Origin of the sequence: Paenibacillus segetis, assembly GCF_014639155.1 — a bacterium.
Classification (GTDB): Bacteria; Bacillota; Bacilli; order Paenibacillales; family Paenibacillaceae; genus Fontibacillus; species Fontibacillus segetis.
In genome coordinates, this window is sequence record NZ_BMFT01000001.1 from 2,226,704 (window position 1) to 2,245,870 (window position 19,167).

At 40.9% G+C, this 19,167-nt stretch carries 22 protein-coding genes; 3 read left to right on the forward strand and 19 right to left on the reverse strand.

Translation table 11 applies throughout. The features are described 5' to 3' along the window. Positions 1-2: 2 nt before the first annotated feature. The 7 genes from IEW05_RS10375 to IEW05_RS10405 form a co-directional block, all read right to left on the reverse strand. Positions 3-2,243, reverse strand: coding sequence for a type IA DNA topoisomerase (locus IEW05_RS10375; RefSeq protein ID WP_188538384.1), 2,241 nt, complete (start codon positions 2,241-2,243; stop codon positions 3-5). A 119-nt stretch (positions 2,244-2,362) separates the two neighbouring features. Beyond that, positions 2,363-3,850: a glutamate synthase subunit beta gene (locus tag IEW05_RS10380; RefSeq protein ID WP_188538386.1), complete on the reverse strand. Its 1,488-nt coding sequence runs from the start codon at positions 3,848-3,850 to the stop codon at positions 2,363-2,365. Between the two features lie 104 nt (positions 3,851-3,954). Beyond that, positions 3,955-4,443: a dihydrofolate reductase gene (locus tag IEW05_RS10385; protein WP_188538388.1), complete on the reverse strand. Its 489-nt coding sequence runs from the start codon at positions 4,441-4,443 to the stop codon at positions 3,955-3,957. A 23-nt stretch (positions 4,444-4,466) separates the two neighbouring features. Beyond that, on the reverse strand, positions 4,467-5,261 hold the full coding sequence (gene thyA / locus IEW05_RS10390) for a thymidylate synthase (protein ID WP_188538390.1): 795 nt from the start codon (positions 5,259-5,261) through the stop codon (positions 4,467-4,469). A 115-nt stretch (positions 5,262-5,376) separates the two neighbouring features. Next, a complete protein-coding gene (locus IEW05_RS10395; protein WP_188538392.1) occupies positions 5,377-5,979 on the reverse strand; it encodes an NAD(P)H-dependent oxidoreductase in 603 nt (200 codons plus the stop codon). Positions 5,980-6,007: 28 nt separating this feature from the next. Further along, positions 6,008-6,433: an NUDIX hydrolase gene (locus IEW05_RS10400; protein WP_188538394.1), complete on the reverse strand. Its 426-nt coding sequence runs from the start codon at positions 6,431-6,433 to the stop codon at positions 6,008-6,010. A gap of 49 nt (positions 6,434-6,482) precedes the next feature. After that, positions 6,483-6,956 (reverse strand): DinB family protein, encoded by a 474-nt coding sequence (locus IEW05_RS10405; RefSeq protein ID WP_188538397.1) that lies wholly within the window; start codon positions 6,954-6,956, stop codon positions 6,483-6,485. Positions 6,957-7,200: 244 nt separating this feature from the next. Between IEW05_RS10405 and IEW05_RS10410 the strand changes: the two genes are divergently transcribed. Then, positions 7,201-7,632 (forward strand): Lrp/AsnC family transcriptional regulator, encoded by a 432-nt coding sequence (locus IEW05_RS10410; RefSeq protein ID WP_188538398.1) that lies wholly within the window; start codon positions 7,201-7,203, stop codon positions 7,630-7,632. A 34-nt stretch (positions 7,633-7,666) separates the two neighbouring features. Beyond that, positions 7,667-8,275: a LysE family translocator gene (locus IEW05_RS10415; protein ID WP_188538400.1), complete on the forward strand. Its 609-nt coding sequence runs from the start codon at positions 7,667-7,669 to the stop codon at positions 8,273-8,275. Between the two features lie 67 nt (positions 8,276-8,342). On the opposite strand, the gene IEW05_RS10420 is transcribed toward IEW05_RS10415, so the two are convergent. From IEW05_RS10420 to IEW05_RS10465, 10 genes are all read right to left on the reverse strand, one after another. After that, on the reverse strand, positions 8,343-8,723 hold the full coding sequence (locus IEW05_RS10420) for a VOC family protein (protein ID WP_188538402.1): 381 nt from the start codon (positions 8,721-8,723) through the stop codon (positions 8,343-8,345). Positions 8,724-8,748: 25 nt separating this feature from the next. Next, positions 8,749-9,168, reverse strand: coding sequence for an SRPBCC domain-containing protein (locus IEW05_RS10425; RefSeq protein WP_373285791.1), 420 nt, complete (start codon positions 9,166-9,168; stop codon positions 8,749-8,751). A gap of 92 nt (positions 9,169-9,260) precedes the next feature. Further along, positions 9,261-10,208, reverse strand: a complete 948-nt coding sequence (locus IEW05_RS10430; RefSeq protein WP_188538406.1) for a hypothetical protein — start codon at positions 10,206-10,208, stop codon at positions 9,261-9,263. 328 nt (positions 10,209-10,536) lie between these two features. Then, entirely contained in the window at positions 10,537-10,995 is a 459-nt protein-coding gene (locus IEW05_RS10435; RefSeq protein WP_188538408.1) for a GNAT family N-acetyltransferase, read from the reverse strand. Between the two features lie 114 nt (positions 10,996-11,109). Continuing rightward, the gene (locus tag IEW05_RS10440; protein WP_188540814.1) at positions 11,110-11,625 is read right to left on the reverse strand and encodes a GNAT family N-acetyltransferase; all 516 of its coding nucleotides are present in this window, start codon (positions 11,623-11,625) and stop codon (positions 11,110-11,112) included. Further along, entirely contained in the window at positions 11,615-12,697 is a 1,083-nt protein-coding gene (locus tag IEW05_RS10445) for a HAMP domain-containing sensor histidine kinase (protein ID WP_194434113.1), read from the reverse strand. The genes IEW05_RS10440 and IEW05_RS10445 overlap by 11 nt, the downstream gene beginning before the upstream one ends. 1 nt (position 12,698) lies before the next feature. After that, positions 12,699-13,394 (reverse strand): response regulator transcription factor, encoded by a 696-nt coding sequence (locus IEW05_RS10450; RefSeq protein WP_188538412.1) that lies wholly within the window; start codon positions 13,392-13,394, stop codon positions 12,699-12,701. A 115-nt stretch (positions 13,395-13,509) separates the two neighbouring features. After that, positions 13,510-14,175, reverse strand: a complete 666-nt coding sequence (locus tag IEW05_RS10455) for a phosphatase PAP2 family protein (protein ID WP_188538414.1) — start codon at positions 14,173-14,175, stop codon at positions 13,510-13,512. Next, the gene (locus tag IEW05_RS10460) at positions 14,175-14,756 is read right to left on the reverse strand and encodes a class I SAM-dependent methyltransferase (protein ID WP_188540815.1); all 582 of its coding nucleotides are present in this window, start codon (positions 14,754-14,756) and stop codon (positions 14,175-14,177) included. Before IEW05_RS10460 ends, IEW05_RS10455 begins: the two co-directional genes overlap by 1 nt. A 159-nt stretch (positions 14,757-14,915) precedes the next feature. Further along, positions 14,916-15,770 (reverse strand): undecaprenyl-diphosphate phosphatase, encoded by an 855-nt coding sequence (locus IEW05_RS10465; protein ID WP_188538416.1) that lies wholly within the window; start codon positions 15,768-15,770, stop codon positions 14,916-14,918. A 225-nt stretch (positions 15,771-15,995) separates the two neighbouring features. On the opposite strand from IEW05_RS10465, the gene IEW05_RS10470 reads away from it, so the two are divergent. Further along, the gene (locus IEW05_RS10470) at positions 15,996-16,490 is read left to right on the forward strand and encodes a hypothetical protein (protein WP_188538418.1); all 495 of its coding nucleotides are present in this window, start codon (positions 15,996-15,998) and stop codon (positions 16,488-16,490) included. A 103-nt stretch (positions 16,491-16,593) separates the two neighbouring features. Here IEW05_RS10470 and IEW05_RS10475 read toward each other — a convergent pair whose 3' ends face one another. Together IEW05_RS10475 and IEW05_RS10480 are read right to left on the reverse strand one after the other, a co-directional pair. After that, on the reverse strand, positions 16,594-18,318 hold the full coding sequence (locus IEW05_RS10475) for a proline--tRNA ligase (protein WP_188538420.1): 1,725 nt from the start codon (positions 18,316-18,318) through the stop codon (positions 16,594-16,596). A 366-nt stretch (positions 18,319-18,684) separates the two neighbouring features. Continuing rightward, entirely contained in the window at positions 18,685-19,131 is a 447-nt protein-coding gene (locus IEW05_RS10480) for an acetyltransferase (RefSeq protein ID WP_188538422.1), read from the reverse strand. Positions 19,132-19,167 lie beyond the last annotated feature (36 nt).

Genomic DNA, 19,167 nt, shown 5'->3' on the forward strand with positions numbered 1-19,167 from the left:
TTCTAATCGTCGACTTTGTTCAATTCAAGCCCACCAGTTGTCCGATTCGTCAAAATTATTCGAGCCTTGAAATCCCCTTCAGGATCTTTGAAGGTCAGTAGTTGCGTCTGCCCCTTATCCAACAATGTTTTTAGCATGGATTCCGTAATTTTTTTACCCGAGTACTCTTTCCAAATCACGAACCCACAACCCTGTTTATAATGAGTACAGCCAAATCCTTTACGACCTTCAATAAGCTGTCCCCCGCAGCCTTCACGTGGACAAGGAGCAAGTGGTGTTAACACACCGGGTTTAGACGTCGATTTGGCAGGGGTAGCTTTTGCACGTGAATTAGCCCCTGCTGAACTCTGTCGACTCCCCTTGCTCTTACTCGTACTCTTCTCCTCTTCACCCGCTTCGAACAAGGAAGCATCTGCTTTAGGTTGAGTACGCACCTTATCAATAATAGAGATTGCAAATCTCTTGACGTTATCCATAAATTTCTCACTGGCAGCTTCACCTTTGGAAATTTGGTACAGACGTCGCTCCCATTGGCCGGTCATTTCCGGAGAAGTCAACAATTCTACGCCTGCATGACGTATCAGCTCGATCGCTGTTCGTCCTTTTTGCGTTACTGTTATTCTTTTCCCCTGCATCGTAATGTATCCGACATTCTTAAGCCGCTCAATCGTCGCTGCCCGTGTAGCCGGTGTTCCAAGTCCTGCATCCTTCATCGCATCACGCAGTTCCTCGTTCTCTAGTTGCTTACCTGCGCTCTCCATCGCTCTTAACAAAGTACCTTCGGTATACGCTTTAGGGGGCTGGGTCGCCTTCTCTTTGGCCTCTGCATCTAGGCAGATAACGGGTTGGCCCTTATCGATCTGGAACGGTTCGCTTACCAGTTCTTCTTGTTCTTCTTCCTCTTCTTTCTTCTTACCCCGTCCAGAAGATTTCGCATTATCATCCCCGGGTTGACATATTTTCCAACCGAGCGACAGCAGTTCCTTCACATTGGTCTTGAACGTCTCGCCCTCTACTACCGTCAACACGGTATGCTGCTTATATTCAGCAGGAGGATAGAAATGCGATATGAATCTGCGAATAACTAAATCATAAATATGCTGCTCTTCTTTACTAAGATTAGCTCCACGTCTCAATGTGGGGAGAATCGCATGGTGATCTTCTACTCGCGTCGGATTGCAGACCGATTTGTTATTTACATGAACGAGTCCTGGGTTAGCACCATCCGCTAATTCTTTATATGAAGTTGACTTCAGCATATGAAGCGCCTTGTGCATCCCATCGATGTTCTGCTCCGTCACATAGTTGGAGCTTGTCCGTGGATAAGAGATCACCTTATGCTTCTCGTATAAAGCCTGAGCTAAATCAAGTGTCTTCTTCGCAGAATAACCATACTTTGCATTGGCTTCACGTTGCAATAGGGTTAAGTCATACAGTTTATAAGGATATTCTTTCGTATCCTTTACATCATATTCTGAAATACTACCCTTCTGGCCACGAACTTTATCAGCTAATGCCGCTGCTTTCTCTCCATCGGTCAACCGGTCTCCTTGCCATGTTCCTATGTACTTACGACCGGTTTGCTCAAATTCAGCCTTGATCTCGTAATAAGTGAGGGAATCGAAGCTTTCGATCTCCTTTTGGCGGTCGTAAATGAGCGCTAACACTGGAGTTTGTACACGGCCCACAGACAACAACGTATTATGTTTTGTCGTAAACGCACGTGAAGCATTCATACCGATAAGCCAATCCGCTTCGCTTCGTGCTCTAGCGGCTAAGGTCAAATTCTCAAATTCGGAGCTATCGTACAGTCCTTCGAAGCCTTTGGCTATACTCTCCGCAGTCAGGTCCGAAATCCACAATCTCTTTACAGGCTGATTTAGCTTCAACTGCTGTTGAATCAACGCAAAGATATATTGCCCTTCCCGCCCAGCATCGCAAGCATTGACAATGGCATCACATCGTTTAGCAACTTCTCCAATCGTTCCAAGTTGATCCTTCGTTCGTGGGTTTGGCACGATTTTGAAATGCACAGGTAAAATAGGTAAGTCTCCAAATTTCCATCTCTTATATTTGGCATCATAGGCATCTGGTTCAGCTAATCCAAGTAAATGGCCGATTGCCCAAGTAATAATATAACGGTCACCCTCTAGATAAGACCGATTGTTCTTCGCCTTTGGCTCGATTACGGCAGCAATCGTCCGCCCCATATCCGGTTTCTCGGCGATAACGAGCGTTTTCATCTTCACAAGCGCCCCTTTTCTTCATTAAAACTGTAAATCTCAAAAAAAGAGCCGCGCACCGCGCAGCTCTGTAGCTAAACTCTATTATATCATATTTTTAGTTGAAATGAGTTGACCAATTAAGGTAATACCGATGCACCCATTAAGAATTTATCTACTTCACGGGCTACTTCCCGCCCTTCATGAATGGCCCATACTACGAGACTTTGTCCACGACGCATGTCCCCGGCGGCAAACACTTTATCTGCATTCGTAGTGTATTTGCCATAACGTGCTTTCACATTACTCCGACGATCTTGTGCAAGCCCAAGCTCTTCGATAATCGTTGATTCAGGACCATCAAAGCCGATAGCGATCAATGCCATTTGTGCTGGAAAGACACGCTCTGTCCCTGGAATGGGTTGATATATCTTACGTCCTGTCTCATCAACGATCCGCTGAATATCGATCGTATGCAGTTCCTTCAATTGTCCCTCTTCATCGCCAACAAATCGCGTTGTCATGATTGAGAACTCACGAGGATCTTCCCCGAACAACGCTTTAGCTTCTTCATGAGCATAATCCAGCGTATATACATTGGGGAACTGAGGCCATGGATTCTGAAGTTGATCTCGTTGCATCGGTGCTTTAGTATGAGTACCAAACTGCGTGATACTTGTACAGCCATGGCGTAACGCCGTTGCTACACAATCTGATCCGGTATCCCCCCCACCAATGACAATCACATCTTTGTCTTTAGCAGATAAAAAATTGCCGTCACTTAGTCCCGAGTCGAGATAACTCTTAATGGTACCCGACAGAAATGGCATAGCGTAATGTACACCCTTCAATTGGCTACCTTCAATATTAAATTCACGTGGCTTCGTTGCTCCGCCGCATAGAACAACTGCAGCAAATTCATCAACGAGTTGCTGAGCCGGAATATCTTTGCCGATCTCCGTATTCGTCACGAATTTTACGCCTTCAGCAGCTAATAGATCTACACGACGTTGAACTACGGCTTTATCCAGTTTCATCGTCGGAATCCCGTACATGAGCAATCCCCCGATTCGGTCCGATCGTTCATAAACGGTTACTTCATGTCCCGCCTTGTTTAACTGAGCTGCACAAGCAAGCCCAGCCGGCCCAGAACCAACAACAGCTACCTTGTGTCCCGTTCGTTTCTCAGGAGGCTCAGGAACGACCCATCCCTCTTCAAATCCACGATCGATTATAGCTTGCTCTATCGTCTTAATAGCTACAGGCTGCCCGATCAACCCCACTGTACAAGATCCTTCACATGGTGCAGGGCATACCGTTCCTGTAAACTCAGGGAAATTGTTCGTCTTGTGTAGACGATCTAGCGCTTCTTTCCACAAATCACGGTAAATCAAGTGATTCCATTCGGGAATCAGATTATGCACCGGACAACCTGAAGTTCCACCTATCATATCAATCCCTGTGTGACAATAAGGTGTGCCGCAATCCATACAGCGAGATCCTTGTGTCCGCAGTTCTTCATCCGACATATGCTTATGAAATTGCTCCCAATCCTTGACCCGCTCGGAAGGGCTCCGGTCACCCGGAAGTTGACGTTTGAATTCCATAAAACCTGTTGGTGTAGACATTGTAACTTTCCCCCATCCGTTAACTATCAGTGTATCTTGATGTTAGCATTCGTGGGATATGTTATTAATGGATTAATAATATGATAATTTGCACTATTAAGTCTTTACGCTCGGCGTTTATAGATTAAAAACCGGTAATCATAAGGATTCTTCTCATCACGAATTCCCTGTGTCTCCCAGGTCAACTCGAAATCATTCCAGTCGAAATGAGGGAAGAATACATCCCCTTCGATATCTTCATCGATCCGGGTGACATAGAGCGTATCAGCTAAAGGTATAAAGTGTTGGAACACGCCAGCCCCGCCAATAATCATGAGTTCTCCATCTTTTGCATACTCCATAGCTTCATCTACTGAATACACAATGTCTGCACCCTCCGCCTGATAAGCACGATCCCCTGTTAACACAACGCTACGCCGATTTGGAAGTGGCTTGCTCCCCATGGATTCCCAAGTTTTCCGGCCCATAATCATTGTTTTCCCTGTGGTTTGCTCTTTAAAAAACTTCAAATCAGCAGGTAATCTCCAAGGTAGCTGATTATTGCGACCTATTGCTCCATTCTTGGCCATGGCCCATATTAGTGACACGCCCATTTGCATTGCCCCTCTCCAATAAATTAGACAGCTACCGTTGCCTTAATGGCAGGGTGATGTTCATAACCTTCAAACTCAAAATCCTCATACACATAGTCAAAAATAGATTCAGGTTTACGTTTGATCACAAGGCGAGGAAGAGCTAGTGGCTCTCTCTCCAATTGAGTCTGAACCTGTTCAAGATGGTTGGAGTAAATATGGACATCGCCACCCGACCAGATGAACTCACCAACCTCAAGTCCACACTGCTGTGCTACCATATGCGTCAGTAGCGAATAACTAGCAATATTAAACGGTAATCCGAGGAATGTATCTACTGAACGCATCGTTAGCATACAAGAAAGTTTGCCGTTCGCTACATAAAACTGGAATACGAAATGGCAAGGAGGCAGCTTCATGTTATCAACCTCACCCACATTCCAAGCACTCACCAAATGTCGACGAGAATCCGGGTTGTTCTTGATCGACTCGATCACATTAGCAATTTGGTCGATTTTACGCCCATCTGCAGATTCCCATGACCGCCACTGCGATCCATACACTGGACCGAGGTCACCGTTCTCGTCCGCCCACTCATCCCAGATTCGAACACCGTTCTCTTTTAAATATGAGATGTTGGTATCTCCTTTAAGGAACCAGAGAAGCTCGTGTACAACTGACTTCAAATGGATTCGTTTGGTCGTAACCAACGGAAATCCTTTGCTCAGATCAAAACGTAATTGACGTCCAAATACGGATCTAGTTCCCGTACCTGTTCGATCATCCTTTTGCGTTCCATTGTCTAATACATCTTGTAACAAATCTAAATAGTTTCTCATCTATCGTACACCCCGTATCATCGTTTAATTAACCTCATCCATTATAACAGAGTGTTCTTAAGGAATGGAACGAGTTGACCAAAACTCGACTAGGTAACTCTCTTCGAGGCAAGTATTATATATTTCCCTTGGGAAAATGCTCGTTTATTACATTCACGGAATCCTGCAACCACTCCGCTCGTTCTTCAGGTGTACTGTCTGCAACAACACAATACATCTTACGAATGACATGATTCAGACCACAAAAGTCGAATACGCACGACTTCCAAATTCTCTCGAGTGGATCTCCAAAGACGTTGATTTCCCGTTCAACAGGGGTATTCGAGGTGTTAAAGACCACACCAACTTTAGCTTTTAGTAGACCAATGGGCAGACCACCCCCACTATCTCCTGCATCAAAAGTATAAGCTACTTCTTGACGAAGAACCCGATCAATCCATCCTTTTAGAATGGCCGGTGGTTGTCCCCACCAATTCGGATGGATAATTACAATACCATCAGCTTCTTTAATCTGGTTACAATGAAATTGGACTAGTGGATCATCGCTTTTATCGCTAATCAGTTCTTGCGGCGTAATAATCGGATTAAATTGTTCCTGATACAGATCGTGGAAGGATACCTCATGTCCATTCCTCGCTAGAGTAGAGGTTACCTTTTCAGCAATTGCATGATTAAAACTTTTATCGTATGGATGGCCTAAGATGACGGATACTTTCATAATTGTTCCTCCTCGTCTTGGTCAAATACTAAATAACTCCCTCGTAAAAGTAAGTGACTTGCTGATTTTTCGCCACAATATTGCTTAATCCTTCCTTATAATAAGGCATCAATTCATCCGCCTGATTCAAATCAATCCAAGCGATTTCCAAAATTTCTTCCGGTAGCATTATTTCCTCTTGTCCACCTGTAATTTCTGCGTGAAAAGTAATTAAGACGAGATGCTCTTCATCTTCCTCCAAAATGACTTCATTTACCGCAACCACGCCATAGGTCATAATATCAAGTCCGGTTTCTTCCTTTGCCTCCCGCATAGCCGCCATCTGCAGCGTCTCATTTGGTTCCACCGTACCACCAGGTAGAGTCCAGGTGTTTCTACCACTATTTTTTACCATTAAGACCTTTGTATTGTCCGGGTTAGTAATTAACGAATATACGATATCAATTCTTTTCATGCTTGTTCCCTTTCTTCGTCTGTATAGAAATGAGTGCTCTACTAATCGGCTAAGTAAGCTGTTTCAGTAAGTTCATAATTTGCTTCATATGGTGTTGGTCATGCTCAATGAAATCCTGTAAAAATGCTACTATGCCGAAATTGTTACCGTCCTCATCCATATAAATTCCATCATATTGCTCCTCCGTCATGGAAGTTATATGTTCAATAATTTGCTTACGAACTTCAATAGTCTGTTCTGCTAATTTAGTGAGACTAATCTTTCTTCCTAACTCACATGCTTGTTCATTGAATTCGTCGTAATCCAAATGCTTAGAAGTAACAGGTTGATTGTGAGCAATCTTTACAATCGCTTCGTTTAAGAAATACATATCCCAATGCATAATATGACTCACTACATCTCGAACGGCCCATTTCTCTTCCGCAATAGGAGTATTCCATAGTGCCGTTTCCCGATCTTCGAGCATATGTACAAAGTTGACCCAATTATGGAACTGTTGCAGCAGTTGTGCTTTTTCCTCCATTCCTTATCACGACCCCCTATTTTTTCATTTACATACTTGTTCCAGTATAACTTATTTACTCTCTGCACTTAAAACTATTATGTTTGAACTAGGATGGCCCCCCATAGTCATAAACTTTTTAACTTAAATCGATTAAAACTTTAATAAATTTTGAATTTTGATCAATGTAACAAACATATTAAATAAAATACTATAATTTACTTATAAACTTACTATAGATATTGCATTGAAAGGTGGTAATTTTGTGGATCACATTGATTCTCAAATCATTGAGTTATTACAACAGAACAGCCGTATGACCAGCTCTGATATCAGTAAATGCATACATTTATCAGTACCGTCCGTGGCGGAGAGAATCAGGAAACTAGAAGATAAAGGAATCATTGAACGTTTCACATTGAAGTTGAATCGAAATGCAATAGGGCAAGCTTTAATGGCTTATGTATCCGTGATGCTCGAGCGAACCGAAAATATAGATTCTTTCAGAGCTACAATCATCCAATCACGATATGTGTTAGAGTGCCATCACCTGGCAGGGGAATATGATTACATGCTCAAGGTGGCTGTGCCCGATATCTCTACTTTGGAACAATTCATCTCGGTATCCCTAAAGAATATCCAAGGTGTATCGAAGACCAATACGGTCATTATCCTGTCCACTTTAAAGGAAGAATGAGGTGAGATGAAATGGACCAAAAGGAGTTACTTACATGGAACCATACATAATATTGAAAGGTCTGATCTTAGGTTTTTCCATTGCGGCCCCGATCGGTCCGATTGGAGTCATGTGCATTCGCACGACACTATCAAGCGGTCGACACATCGGAATAGCAGCTGGATTCGGCGCAGCTACGGCTGATGCCTGTTATGGATTGATTGCCGGTCTCGGACTAACAGCACTTTCTTCTTTTCTACTTCATTACGGTGATCTTATACACTTTTGCGGCGGTATATTTCTATGTTATCTTGGACTTCTTACATTTCTTCGTGAACCAGCTCATGTAATCGAGACTTCGGAGCACGCTATCCTAGGATCATTTGCCTCAACGTTCTTACTAACTCTTACCAATCCCGTGACCATTATATCCTTTGCTGGTATTTTTGCCGCAACAGGATTGACAGCATCTAATGGAAACGGCATACAAATAATAGGTCTCGTTAGCGGCGTATTTATAGGATCAGCTGTATGGTGGATTCTATTAAGTATAGGAGTAAGTCTGTTCCGTTCAGTGATCTTAACTTCTGCATCCCTCCGTCTCGTCAATCGTCTATCTGCTGTTATTCTCTTTGGGTTTGGTATGTGGACATTAATACATTGATCATAAAAAAACTGCCCTAAGGACAGTTTCAATAGTTCAAAACGAACAAGAACAAAGTCGTTTAGTTTCAGTTAAATCTATGGACAATTTCATAAGCATTTCCGCAAGGGTCTTCGAAATATACGGCATAGTAAGTAGGACTAATCGGAAAAAGTTGTGGCCCACTATTGATCTTACCACCCAATTCCTTGACCAATTCGGCGATACGATCTACTTCCTCTCGATTCTCGGCCCAGAACCCGATTAAATTTCCATTAGGCTTATGATTAGTATCCTCTATGATGGCGAAATATGGTGCACTAGGAAGCTCACCCTCCGCTGCAAAGACTCTCCAATTTGCACTATGAAAAGTTCTCGTAAATCCGAGGCTCGGAAGTAGCCCCTCGTAGAAGGGTAGTGCGATTTCAAGATTATGGACACGAAGGTCGATATGGCTAAATTTGTTCATCTGACCTTCTCCTTTTCATTTATTTTTACTCACACTTACTCAGCGATAATTCCATGATCTTGTTAACTACTTCCTCCCAGTGTTGTTTCATATCTTCTCTTACCCATGCATCTTGTAATTTTTCCTGATGAAAGCTAATGGTTGTCTTGTCAGCATTCGATGGATTAGGATATAGGCGAATTTGTAAAGTTGACGGCTTCTCCCAACCCTTCCTCTGCCATGACATCCGAAGCTGATGTAACGGCTTCACTACACGTAATTCACCATGAATACCATCCTTACTTGAAAACTTATGTCCCACTTGCAAATCTAATGATGGCAAATCGCCTAACCATACCTGTAACCCTTTGGAGGATAATAATAGTGCCCATGCTTGCTCTTGAGAGATCGGGAACGTTCTACGGACACCAACCTGGAACCCAACTGTAGCCGTTTGACCTTTCAAATTCATCACCCTTTTTATTAATTGTTAAGAATAACAAGTATTTTAAGAATAATATGCTGCGGTATAGAGGCCATATCGAACAAACCAACAACTTACAGAGGTGATGTATAACGACCGTATCTCGTTTCAAGGTCCTCTAACTTGTGGTTCTTTTCTAACAGGAATAAAGAGTTAACGCCTTCTGCTCCCCACCAATTCAAGCTTATTAAAATTCCGTCACTCGTGTTAGCAGCAAACATCATCGAGAAATTATCGGACGATACTTCACCGCCATCATCAACACGCCATACCGATGTAGTTTCTTTTTGCGTTGCTGGATAGTCTTTGAAAATAAGTTCATCCCCTCGTATCACAACAAGACTGAATAAGTGCTCTTCACCGACCGTTTCGAAATGTACTAAGTACAGCCCATCCGTACCTGCAATTTCAGTAAGAGTCCAAGCCTGCTCTATCTTACGATCATGAATTGTTGCCAATTGACTCAATAGTTGTTCATCGCTAACAGGTTCATTCTTCTCTTGAATGGCCAATAATGCTCCAGTATCAAACTCTGTATCGTTGATTAAATAATAAGTCTGATCCTGCTCAGCTGCACCCTCTTCCACTGTAAAAAGATATCCGGGTTCGTTTTCCATATTTATCGCAAGATCTCTTCCGTTATTAAGCTCGTCATTGCCTGCCTGCCACTTTAAATATTTAACGGACACAACAGCACCATTCGCACCAATAGCTTTATTTAGTTGTACCATTTTATTGTCCTGGTCCTTCTCTAAACCCGTCACAAGAATTTGCTGACCGTTAATCCCGGCAAAGCCAAAGATATTCCCTAATTTACTAGGGTCTATCACTGATGTATGAACAGGATCTTGTCCTGGTTCAACTTGATCTTGTTCTTGTTCAGGAATTGGTGTTGGCGACGGAGTTGGTGTAGCGGATGGTGACGGAGGCGGTGATGTAGATACTGTTGGTTTTACTTTTCCACTGGAGCAACCTACCAAGAAGATAAGAAGTAGCAGGGTAACAAAAAATAGCTTTCTCAAACAAAAACCTCCACTCTGTTAAATGCTTACATACTCCGTGACCGTAAGAGTCATTCTATTACGTCTTTTACGTCTATTACGTCTTTTACGCCTCTTCGTACTTGATCTAGCTCGAATAACTGGAATTTCTCCAGCTAATACGAATTGAAATACCAACCAGTGAACTACTTAACTGGAATTTCTCCAGCTAATGTAGCGTTTAAACCAATTGCAATGACGATTCGCTTGAATTAACTGGAGTTATTCCAGTTAATCGTAGAATTATGTACCCTCGCCACAAATTAGCTGGAGTATTTCCCTTTAAATGAAATACGTTTGCTTTAGAGCCTTATAGCTTCAAATAATAGTAATAAAATTCCTCATCTCTAATAAATCCAAATTGCTCATACAACCTTTGTGCACGACTGTTATCCCATGCCGTACTTAATTCAATTCCTTTCGCCTTCGTCTGGTGAGCAAATTCAGCCGCCTCCGTTAGGAGCATCTTGGCAATCCCTTGATTGCGGTAATCCTTCAAGACAAATAAATCATTTAAGATCCAAGACCTCTTCAACGAAATGGACGAGAATACGGGATATAACTGAGTATATCCAGCGCATTGACCCGAAACGGTATCCTTAGCCATAAATATGACGGATTCTCGATGTTCAAGGTGACTGAATAAAAATTGCCGCGCCCCTTCTACATCTGATTCTTGACCATAAAAAACTCGATACTCATCAAAAATAGGTACGATTTGATCTAAGTCTGCAATTGTAGCCTGATACGTTTGAATTGGATTGTTCATGATATGGTAAACGCTCCTCCAGTGTTATTTCCCGCTAATTCACCTAACAATTCTACCACAATATCCCATTAAATAAATCAGCCTACAGAATCGAAATCCGTAGGCTGTTTGTAGTCACTGTCCTATTTTCTTATAATATAAAACCGTCTCATGCAATGTTCCATCAGCAGACTGCGCAAAGTTTGGAATTCGCCCCGCCTCTATATAATCCAGTGAAAGATACAGCTTATTTGATGGATCGCCTGCTCGGGTATCCAGAATTAACAGGCTTCTGCCTTCCATCCTCGCCTGATCTTCAGCTGCTTGCATCAGCAATTGAGCAATGCCCTTCCTCCGATACTGGGGATGCACCATTAATTTGGCGATTTCAGCTCGATGACGAGCATTTTGTTTCTGAGCTAATTGAAGTTGTACCGTTCCTACTAAAGTATCATTCAGTACAGCCGCCCACAGAATAACCCCTGGTTCAATGACATCATTCCAATACTTTACGGCTTCATCCATGCTCAGTGGAGGAAGAAAGCCAATAGATGCTCCATCCTCTACGACTCTTATTAACAAATCTGAAAATTGATCTACAAGCGATGGCACTAAACAATCTATTGTGGTGATTTGAATTTCATTCCCCATGTTCTCCATACAATACTTTTTTCCCCCTATTATTGGCTATAGGTCTCTTCAATTCAATATTGAATTTATAATATCCTTCATGATGATCAAGCCAAATGCGACCGCCTTGCAGCTCAACAACATTTTTAGCAATGGATAGACCTAGGCCATATCCGGATGGCATGTTACCGTCGCTCTGTAATGTGTGCATCGTATAGAATCTTTCAAAAAGTTGTTCTTCTTGTTCTTTGGTTATAGGATTTCCTTGATTTTCAATAGACAGCTTAACAACTCTTCCACCTGAGAAGAGATTAACTCTAATTTCGCCGGGTATGATCGAAAATTTCAATGCATTCATGAGTAGATTATCTATGGCTCGAACCATTTTCTCAGCATCAATACTCATAATCACGGGATCAGGACTTAGTGCCTTAATGAGATTAACTCCCTGCTCTCTAGCAACCGGTTCAAATTCAGACAGCATCTGTTCAATCAAACTATGAAAATCGACTTCCTGAAAGTTCATTTGAACATCACCATGCGATAATCGCGTATATTCGAACAAATCATCGATCAATGTTTTGAGTTGCTGCGTTTTATTAAAGGCATTATGAATATAACGTTCACGTTCTTCTTCGCCTTGAAAAGCCTGCTTCTTAAGTAAATCCAGATATCCAATGATGCTCGTTAAAGGAGTCCTCAGATCATGAGATACATTGGTGATTAACTCCATTCTAGAACTCTCTAACTGTCGTTCACGTTCAACTTGTTTTTGTAATTGCTCTGCCATGTGATTGACGTTCTGTGAAACGGTCCCTAACTCATCTAACCTTGATGTAGGAAGTCGATAATCCAAATTCCCTCTTGCAATGACCATCAATCCATTGGACAGTTGCCAAAGAGTTCTAACGATATTTCGAGTGAGAAAGATGAAGCACAATATATAAATTCCAATAAACACCAAAAGCCCTATTGGTTTGTTTATGTTTGCAGAAACCAAGGAATATCCTGTAGTTGTTACAATGAAACAGATAAAGATCGCCCAGATCAGTTGCGCACGAATGCTTCTTTTTCCACTTATAAATACCCACATTTTATTTATCAATCCGATACCCCACTCCCCATACTGTCTTAATATATTGAGGGGTTCTTGGATTAACCTCGATCTTCTCACGAATGTTACGAATATGGACCATGACCGTATTTTCGGAGAAAAACGGAGTTTGTTCCTTCCATACTTTTTGATAAATTTTATCAATGCTAAATACTTGACCACGATGAGCCGCTAACAATTCTAGTATAGAAAATTCAATAGGTGTTAACGAAATCTCTTTGCCTCGCACCGTCACTTGATGATAGTCCTTGTTGATTACAAGATCGTCTATACAAATCTCACCTTCATTTGTCGGCTGAGCTAAGGAAGCATAATTTTGTCTCCTTAACAAGGCTTTGATTCTAGCTATTAATTCTAGAGGATTAAATGGCTTAGTCATATAGTCATCCCCACCTGTAGACAGACCAGTGATCTTATCCAGGTCCTCTCCTTTGGCTGAGAGCATGATGATGGGGATGCCCGAATTCTCTCTAATCTTAAGACAGGCGGAAATCCCATCTAAATGAGGCATCATAATATCTAATATAATGAGATCGAAAGCTTCTAGTTGCAACATTTCAAGTGCTTTGACCCCGTTCTCAGCCTCTACCACATGATACCCTTCATTGCGGAGATAAATATGCAGGATATCGCGAATCTCCCTGTCATCGTCAACAACTAATATTTTAACACTCATAAATTGGATCCCTCCAAGGGTCGCGTTATACCAGTAAATGAACTCAAGATGACAACATCATTTTATTATTCTATTGAAGATACAGCAAGCTCAAGCTAAGAAAGCAATAAGGTATCTATTCGTTCAATGGCTTATTTATCGAAGCTTTATTCTGCACTCGTAATTTAACTGGTAGCATTTTCCCTGTGAAGTAATATAATACTTGCACTATAAAAATTGCCCCGGCGATATCTAATATATAGTGCTGCTTCACAAAAAGTGTAGAAAGAACTATAGCGCCCATCATTACGCTGATTAACGAACGTGAGATGAATGATAAATCTTCACAATCTGCTGAACCCTTCCATACTAAATAGCTAGTCAAAACGTGGATACTAGGAAAACAATTGTAGGGTTGATCTGTCATATATATAAACCGCACAAGTGAGGGTATGACCCCATGTTCTGTAACTGGTGGGCGTGGTACGGTTGTCTGATAAAAGTAATAAATAACATAGGATACGACAAGTCCAACACATAAAGTGATCAACGTTTGATAATATGTCTTTTCACTTTTCCTAAAAATCACAATTAACATGACCATAATAAAGGGATACCACAACATATAAGGGATAATAAAGGCGGGTACAAATGGAATTTGCGCATCAAGTTCGGTCATCAAATTACTGACTCGTGACCCCTCATGGTTTAATAATCCGTAGCAAATATTCAACAATGGAATAATGAGTATCCATAAAAGCGGACGATACTTCGCCAACTTAGTGTCTTTATCCGGCGCCATCAGCTTACACCTCGTTTTCTACAAACATAGACGAAAGCTGGAGGAACATTTAAAGCTACAAATTTTATAGCTTCTATATCAAAGCGTTCAGACAATTGCTTTTTCATTTGATGTGAATATTGAAAAGCAAGGAACAGTCCCCCGTCCCTCAAGGAACTGATAACCTGATCCAGTAGCTGATATCGCATTTCTTGGGGGAAATTATAAAAAGGAAGTCCACTAATGACACAATCAAGCTGCTCAATCTTTTCCTGACCCAGGATAGATTGTAATCGGCAAGCATTCCTGTAACAAGGAAATTCCGAATATTGATATTTTAACGAACGATATAAAGTTCGGTCTTTCTCAAACAGCATTACTCGTGTATTGCTATTTACTGCCGACCGAATATATTTCGTTATGGCTCCTGTCCCCGACCCAAGCTCCGCTACATATTTGACCTCCTCCCACGGAACTGAATCAATCATTGCTCTGGCTAAATATTTGGAGCTTGGTGTCACACTTCCAATCTGTCCAGGTGACCGTAGAAACTTATAGAAAAATAAGAGCCTTTCTTGTACTACCCCACTTATACTTGTAATCACGTTGTCTCCCCCTTTTCAATTTCCACCATCATACTGAAATCTTCTTCAGATAAAGTCAGGAATAATCTGAATTAATTCTGAAGATCCATCATGATGGAATTAGGGAGAAATAAAAAAAGCAGCTCTGATGAGCTGCTTCTACCTTAACTATTATTCTTAGTGGAATATTCCGGCAATTCCGGCTACTAACACCACGACTGCAAAGATCATTCTGTAAATAGCGAATACTTTCATTGGTTTCTTTTGTAGATATGCAATAAACTTCTTGATGACGGCTAAAGCCACAATAAACGAAACGATAAAACCTGTAGCTAGTGAGATAAGTTCCTGTGATGATAGGCCAGCAAATCCACCCATCTTCATAATCTTCAAAAAACTCATGCCAACCATAACAGGGATTGCTAAGAAGAAAGAGAACTCAGCGGCAACGACCGTAGTAAGCCCTGATACCCAGCCACCGATAATGGTTGAAGCTGATCGTGACATCCCAGGAATAATAGCTAAGCATTGAAATAAACCGATAATAATCGCTTGCTTTACGGTTACGTTTAGCTCTTGTTCATCATTATTTAGATTGTTGTTTCTAAATTTAGATTCCGCGTACATCATCCATAGCGCACCACCAAACAAGGTAAACGCTACAATAACAGGCGTAAATAAATATTTATCAGCTAGATCATTGAATAGGATCCCGAAGACACCCCCAGGAACACAAGCGATGACGATCATTAGCCAAAATTTAAACCCTGATTTCTCATATCCTACTTTCTTAGGGGAGAAATTGACCAGGGTTCCTTTTATTTTGCGCCAATACAGTATGACTACCGCTAGGATCGCTCCAAGCTGAATCACATAAGTGTACATCTCAACAAAATTTGGATGGGTTCCTTTAAATCCTAGTAGATTTTCGAAAATAATTAGATGCCCTGTTGAAGATACAGGTAAAAATTCGGTTACACCTTCCACAATACCTAGGATGATTGATTTGATAATTTCAATAATGCTGTCCATCTAATTCTCCCTTCACCTATTCATTAATTGAAGATCGTTCTTCCTATTTCACATACTCTAATATACTATACATTATGCCTTTAAAAATTAAGAATTTATTAACTATTCGGATTTCGAAATTAATCGTCGTAGAAAGAGGAACTTCCACAACGCATGGAGAAATGGTAAATAAAACAAAATAGAATAATCAAAAACAGATAACGAATTTATTCAGGAGGGGATCCTATGTTAGGACATTTAGGATTTTCATATGTAGGTCTTCTATATTTATTGATGTTATTCATTCCTAATATCATTTGGAGTAAGAATCAACCCCTAGATTATGATTACACCCAAGAAAACAAAATATTACTGATGTTTGAACGTATAGGTCAGGTATTTTGCACGGTGTGTATGTTGATTTTTAAAGACTTTAATATAGCCTCATTTTCAACATGGAGCCTATGGCTTATCGTGTCATTTCTATTCATGATCCTGTATGAGATTTGCTGGATTAGATATTTCACTAATGAACGTACAGAGAAAAACTTTTATCGTAGTTTCTATGGAATACCTGTTCCACTTGCAAGCCTACCTGTCATAGCCTTTCTACTGTTAGGGATTTATGGAAAAGTGATATGGTTGATTGTGTCTGCCATCATCATTGGCATTGGGCATATCGGGATACATGTTCAGCATGTAAAAGGCAAATCAAGCAATAACAACTTCACTCACAATTAGATAAATAAGCTCTAGTTTATGACTGAGTTAATCTATAACAAAAGGCATGTCTGCGACTGTGCAGACATGCCTTCTCTATTCTATTAACATATCATATGAACGATTAATGGCTTCTCTTTACCAAATCAATAATTCGTGCAAAAGCTTCTTGAACATGAACAGACTCTTTCATGTTATGTTTCCGCAGGGTAAATTCAACATGCTCCTGTTCGGCATCTTTACCAATAACGATTCTTATTGGAATACCAATCAAATCAGAATCTTTAAATTTGACTCCTGGACGCTCATCTCTATCATCTAATAACACTTCAATACCTTGCTCAAGCAGAAGATGATACAACTTCTGAGCTAATTCCATTTGTTTATCGTCTTTAATAGATATCGGAATGAGGTGCACATGAAATGGTGCTAGAGTTATTGGCCAAGTGACTCCCTTGTCGTCATGATGCTGCTCAATCACTGCGGATAGTATCCGAGATATTCCAATACCATAGCAACCCATAATCAGAGTCTTTTCTTTACCCGATGGATCGATGAAATTAGCGCTTAGTTGCTCACTATATTTGGTTCCCAGTTTGAAGACATGGCCCAATTCAATACCACGATAGAATGTTAATCTCCCTTCAGTGCAACGAGGGCAGCTCTCTCCTTCATTTACATTTCGGAAATCACCAACATGTGTAAGCTCAATATCACGTATAGGATTTAGATTGCGAACATGATAATTTAACTCGTTAGCACCTGCTATACCACTAGTCATATTAGCTACTGTATGATCAACTAATACTGGGAATGGTAAATCCATAGGCCCTATAAATCCAGCGACTATACCGGGTATTTTCGCCAAGCTTTCCGAGTCAGCAATTGAAATGTCTTGAGCCCCCAGATAATTCTTCACTTTAATTTCGTTGATCTCATGATCACCTCTTACAGCAACAGCAATTAAATTATCATCAGCTTTAAATACAACCGTTTTGATGATATCAATAGGATTGATCTGTAGCGCCTCACCAAGCTGTTCAATCGAACGAATATCAGGCGTATAGAACTTCTCTAAGTCCCTTATTTCATCTGTAGAAATCATGTCATCCTCTTCTACATCAATTGCTCCAGATTCCGCCTTTTCCAGATTTGCAGCATAATCACAACATGTACAAACAACAATCGTATCTTCTCCTACATCGGCTAATGCCATAAATTCATGGGTTCCACCTTCGCCTCCAATGGTTCCACCATCAGCCTCCACAGCACGAAAGTTTATTCCTAATGTAGTAAATATGCGATTATAAGCCTCAAACATATTCCAATATGATTTATCTAATCCTTCCCAATCTATATCAAACGAATAAGCATCTTTCATTAGAAATTCTCTGCCACGCAGTAACCCAAAACGCGGACGTCTTTCGTCACGAAACTTGGTCTGAATTTGATACAAAGTTACTGGTAATCTGCGGTAAGAGTTAATTTCATTCTTCACTAAAGAAGTAATGACTTCCTCATGTGTTGGTCCTAAGGCAAATTCTCGATCATGTCGGTCCCTTAACCGAATTAACTCTGGTCCATATTGTGCATATCGTCCTGACTCTTTCCACAGTTCCGTTGGTTGCATTGCAGGCATTAACAATTCTTGAGCACCTGCACGTTCCATTTCAGCCCGTACAATCTGTTCCACTTTACGAAGTACCCGTCTACCTAGAGGCATATAGGTGTATATTCCTGCAGCTAATTGCCTGATAAACCCAGCGCGTAACATCAACTGATGGCTTACTGCTTCAGCGTCAGACGGTGATTCACGTAATGTATTATGAAATAATGTGCTTTGTCGCATGAGACATGCCCCCTCAAAATATTGTTCTAAAAAACAAAAAGACACATTCGTCAGGGACGAATGTGTCGTGATACCACCCTATATTTGACCGTCATGATCCTTCAAATGGTCCTTATTAAGATAACGGCACTCACCGGCAATGGAAGGTATTTTCCATTACAGCTCACAAGATAGGAGAAAGTTCATTCGCGTCAAGAAACCTTTCAGCCCGTGGGTTTCTTCTCTGTATAGCGATATGTTGAACTTTTTTGGTCTTGGTCTAAGCATTTTCAATATATAATTTCCAATTACACTACATGATAAATATTAACTAGTCAAGCAGTAGAATTATTGTGAGTATTAGCGTAAATCTACAACTGATTAAATCTACACCTTAAGCTCTAAATGAAGTATCGGAAATGGTCTTCCTGATCCGTCCAGTTCAGAACGCCCTATTTGTACACAATCATAACGTTTGTAAAAAGCATAGGCCTGTTCATTTTGCTCATTAACATCCACTTGAAGGATGTTCCCTTTGAGCTGTCCAGCGTGCTTCACTAAACGACTGCCCACACCTTGTCCATGGTAATCAGGATCAACGAATAACATTTCTATTTTGGCTCCATCAAGGCCTATAAACCCGAGTGGTTCTTGTTTTTCGTTCAATTCCACCCAAATCTCAACCTCGTTCAAAGCACCATTCTGAACCACATGATGATAAAACTGAATATCCTCTTCTTCTAAAAAAGTGTGGGTCTGGCGTACCGCCCTATGCCAAATATCGACTAGTTTATCATGGTATTTATCTTGGTAAAGGACAATTTCAGTTTGCATTTTAATCTCCTTTTTTCATTCATGATGCTTTCAATT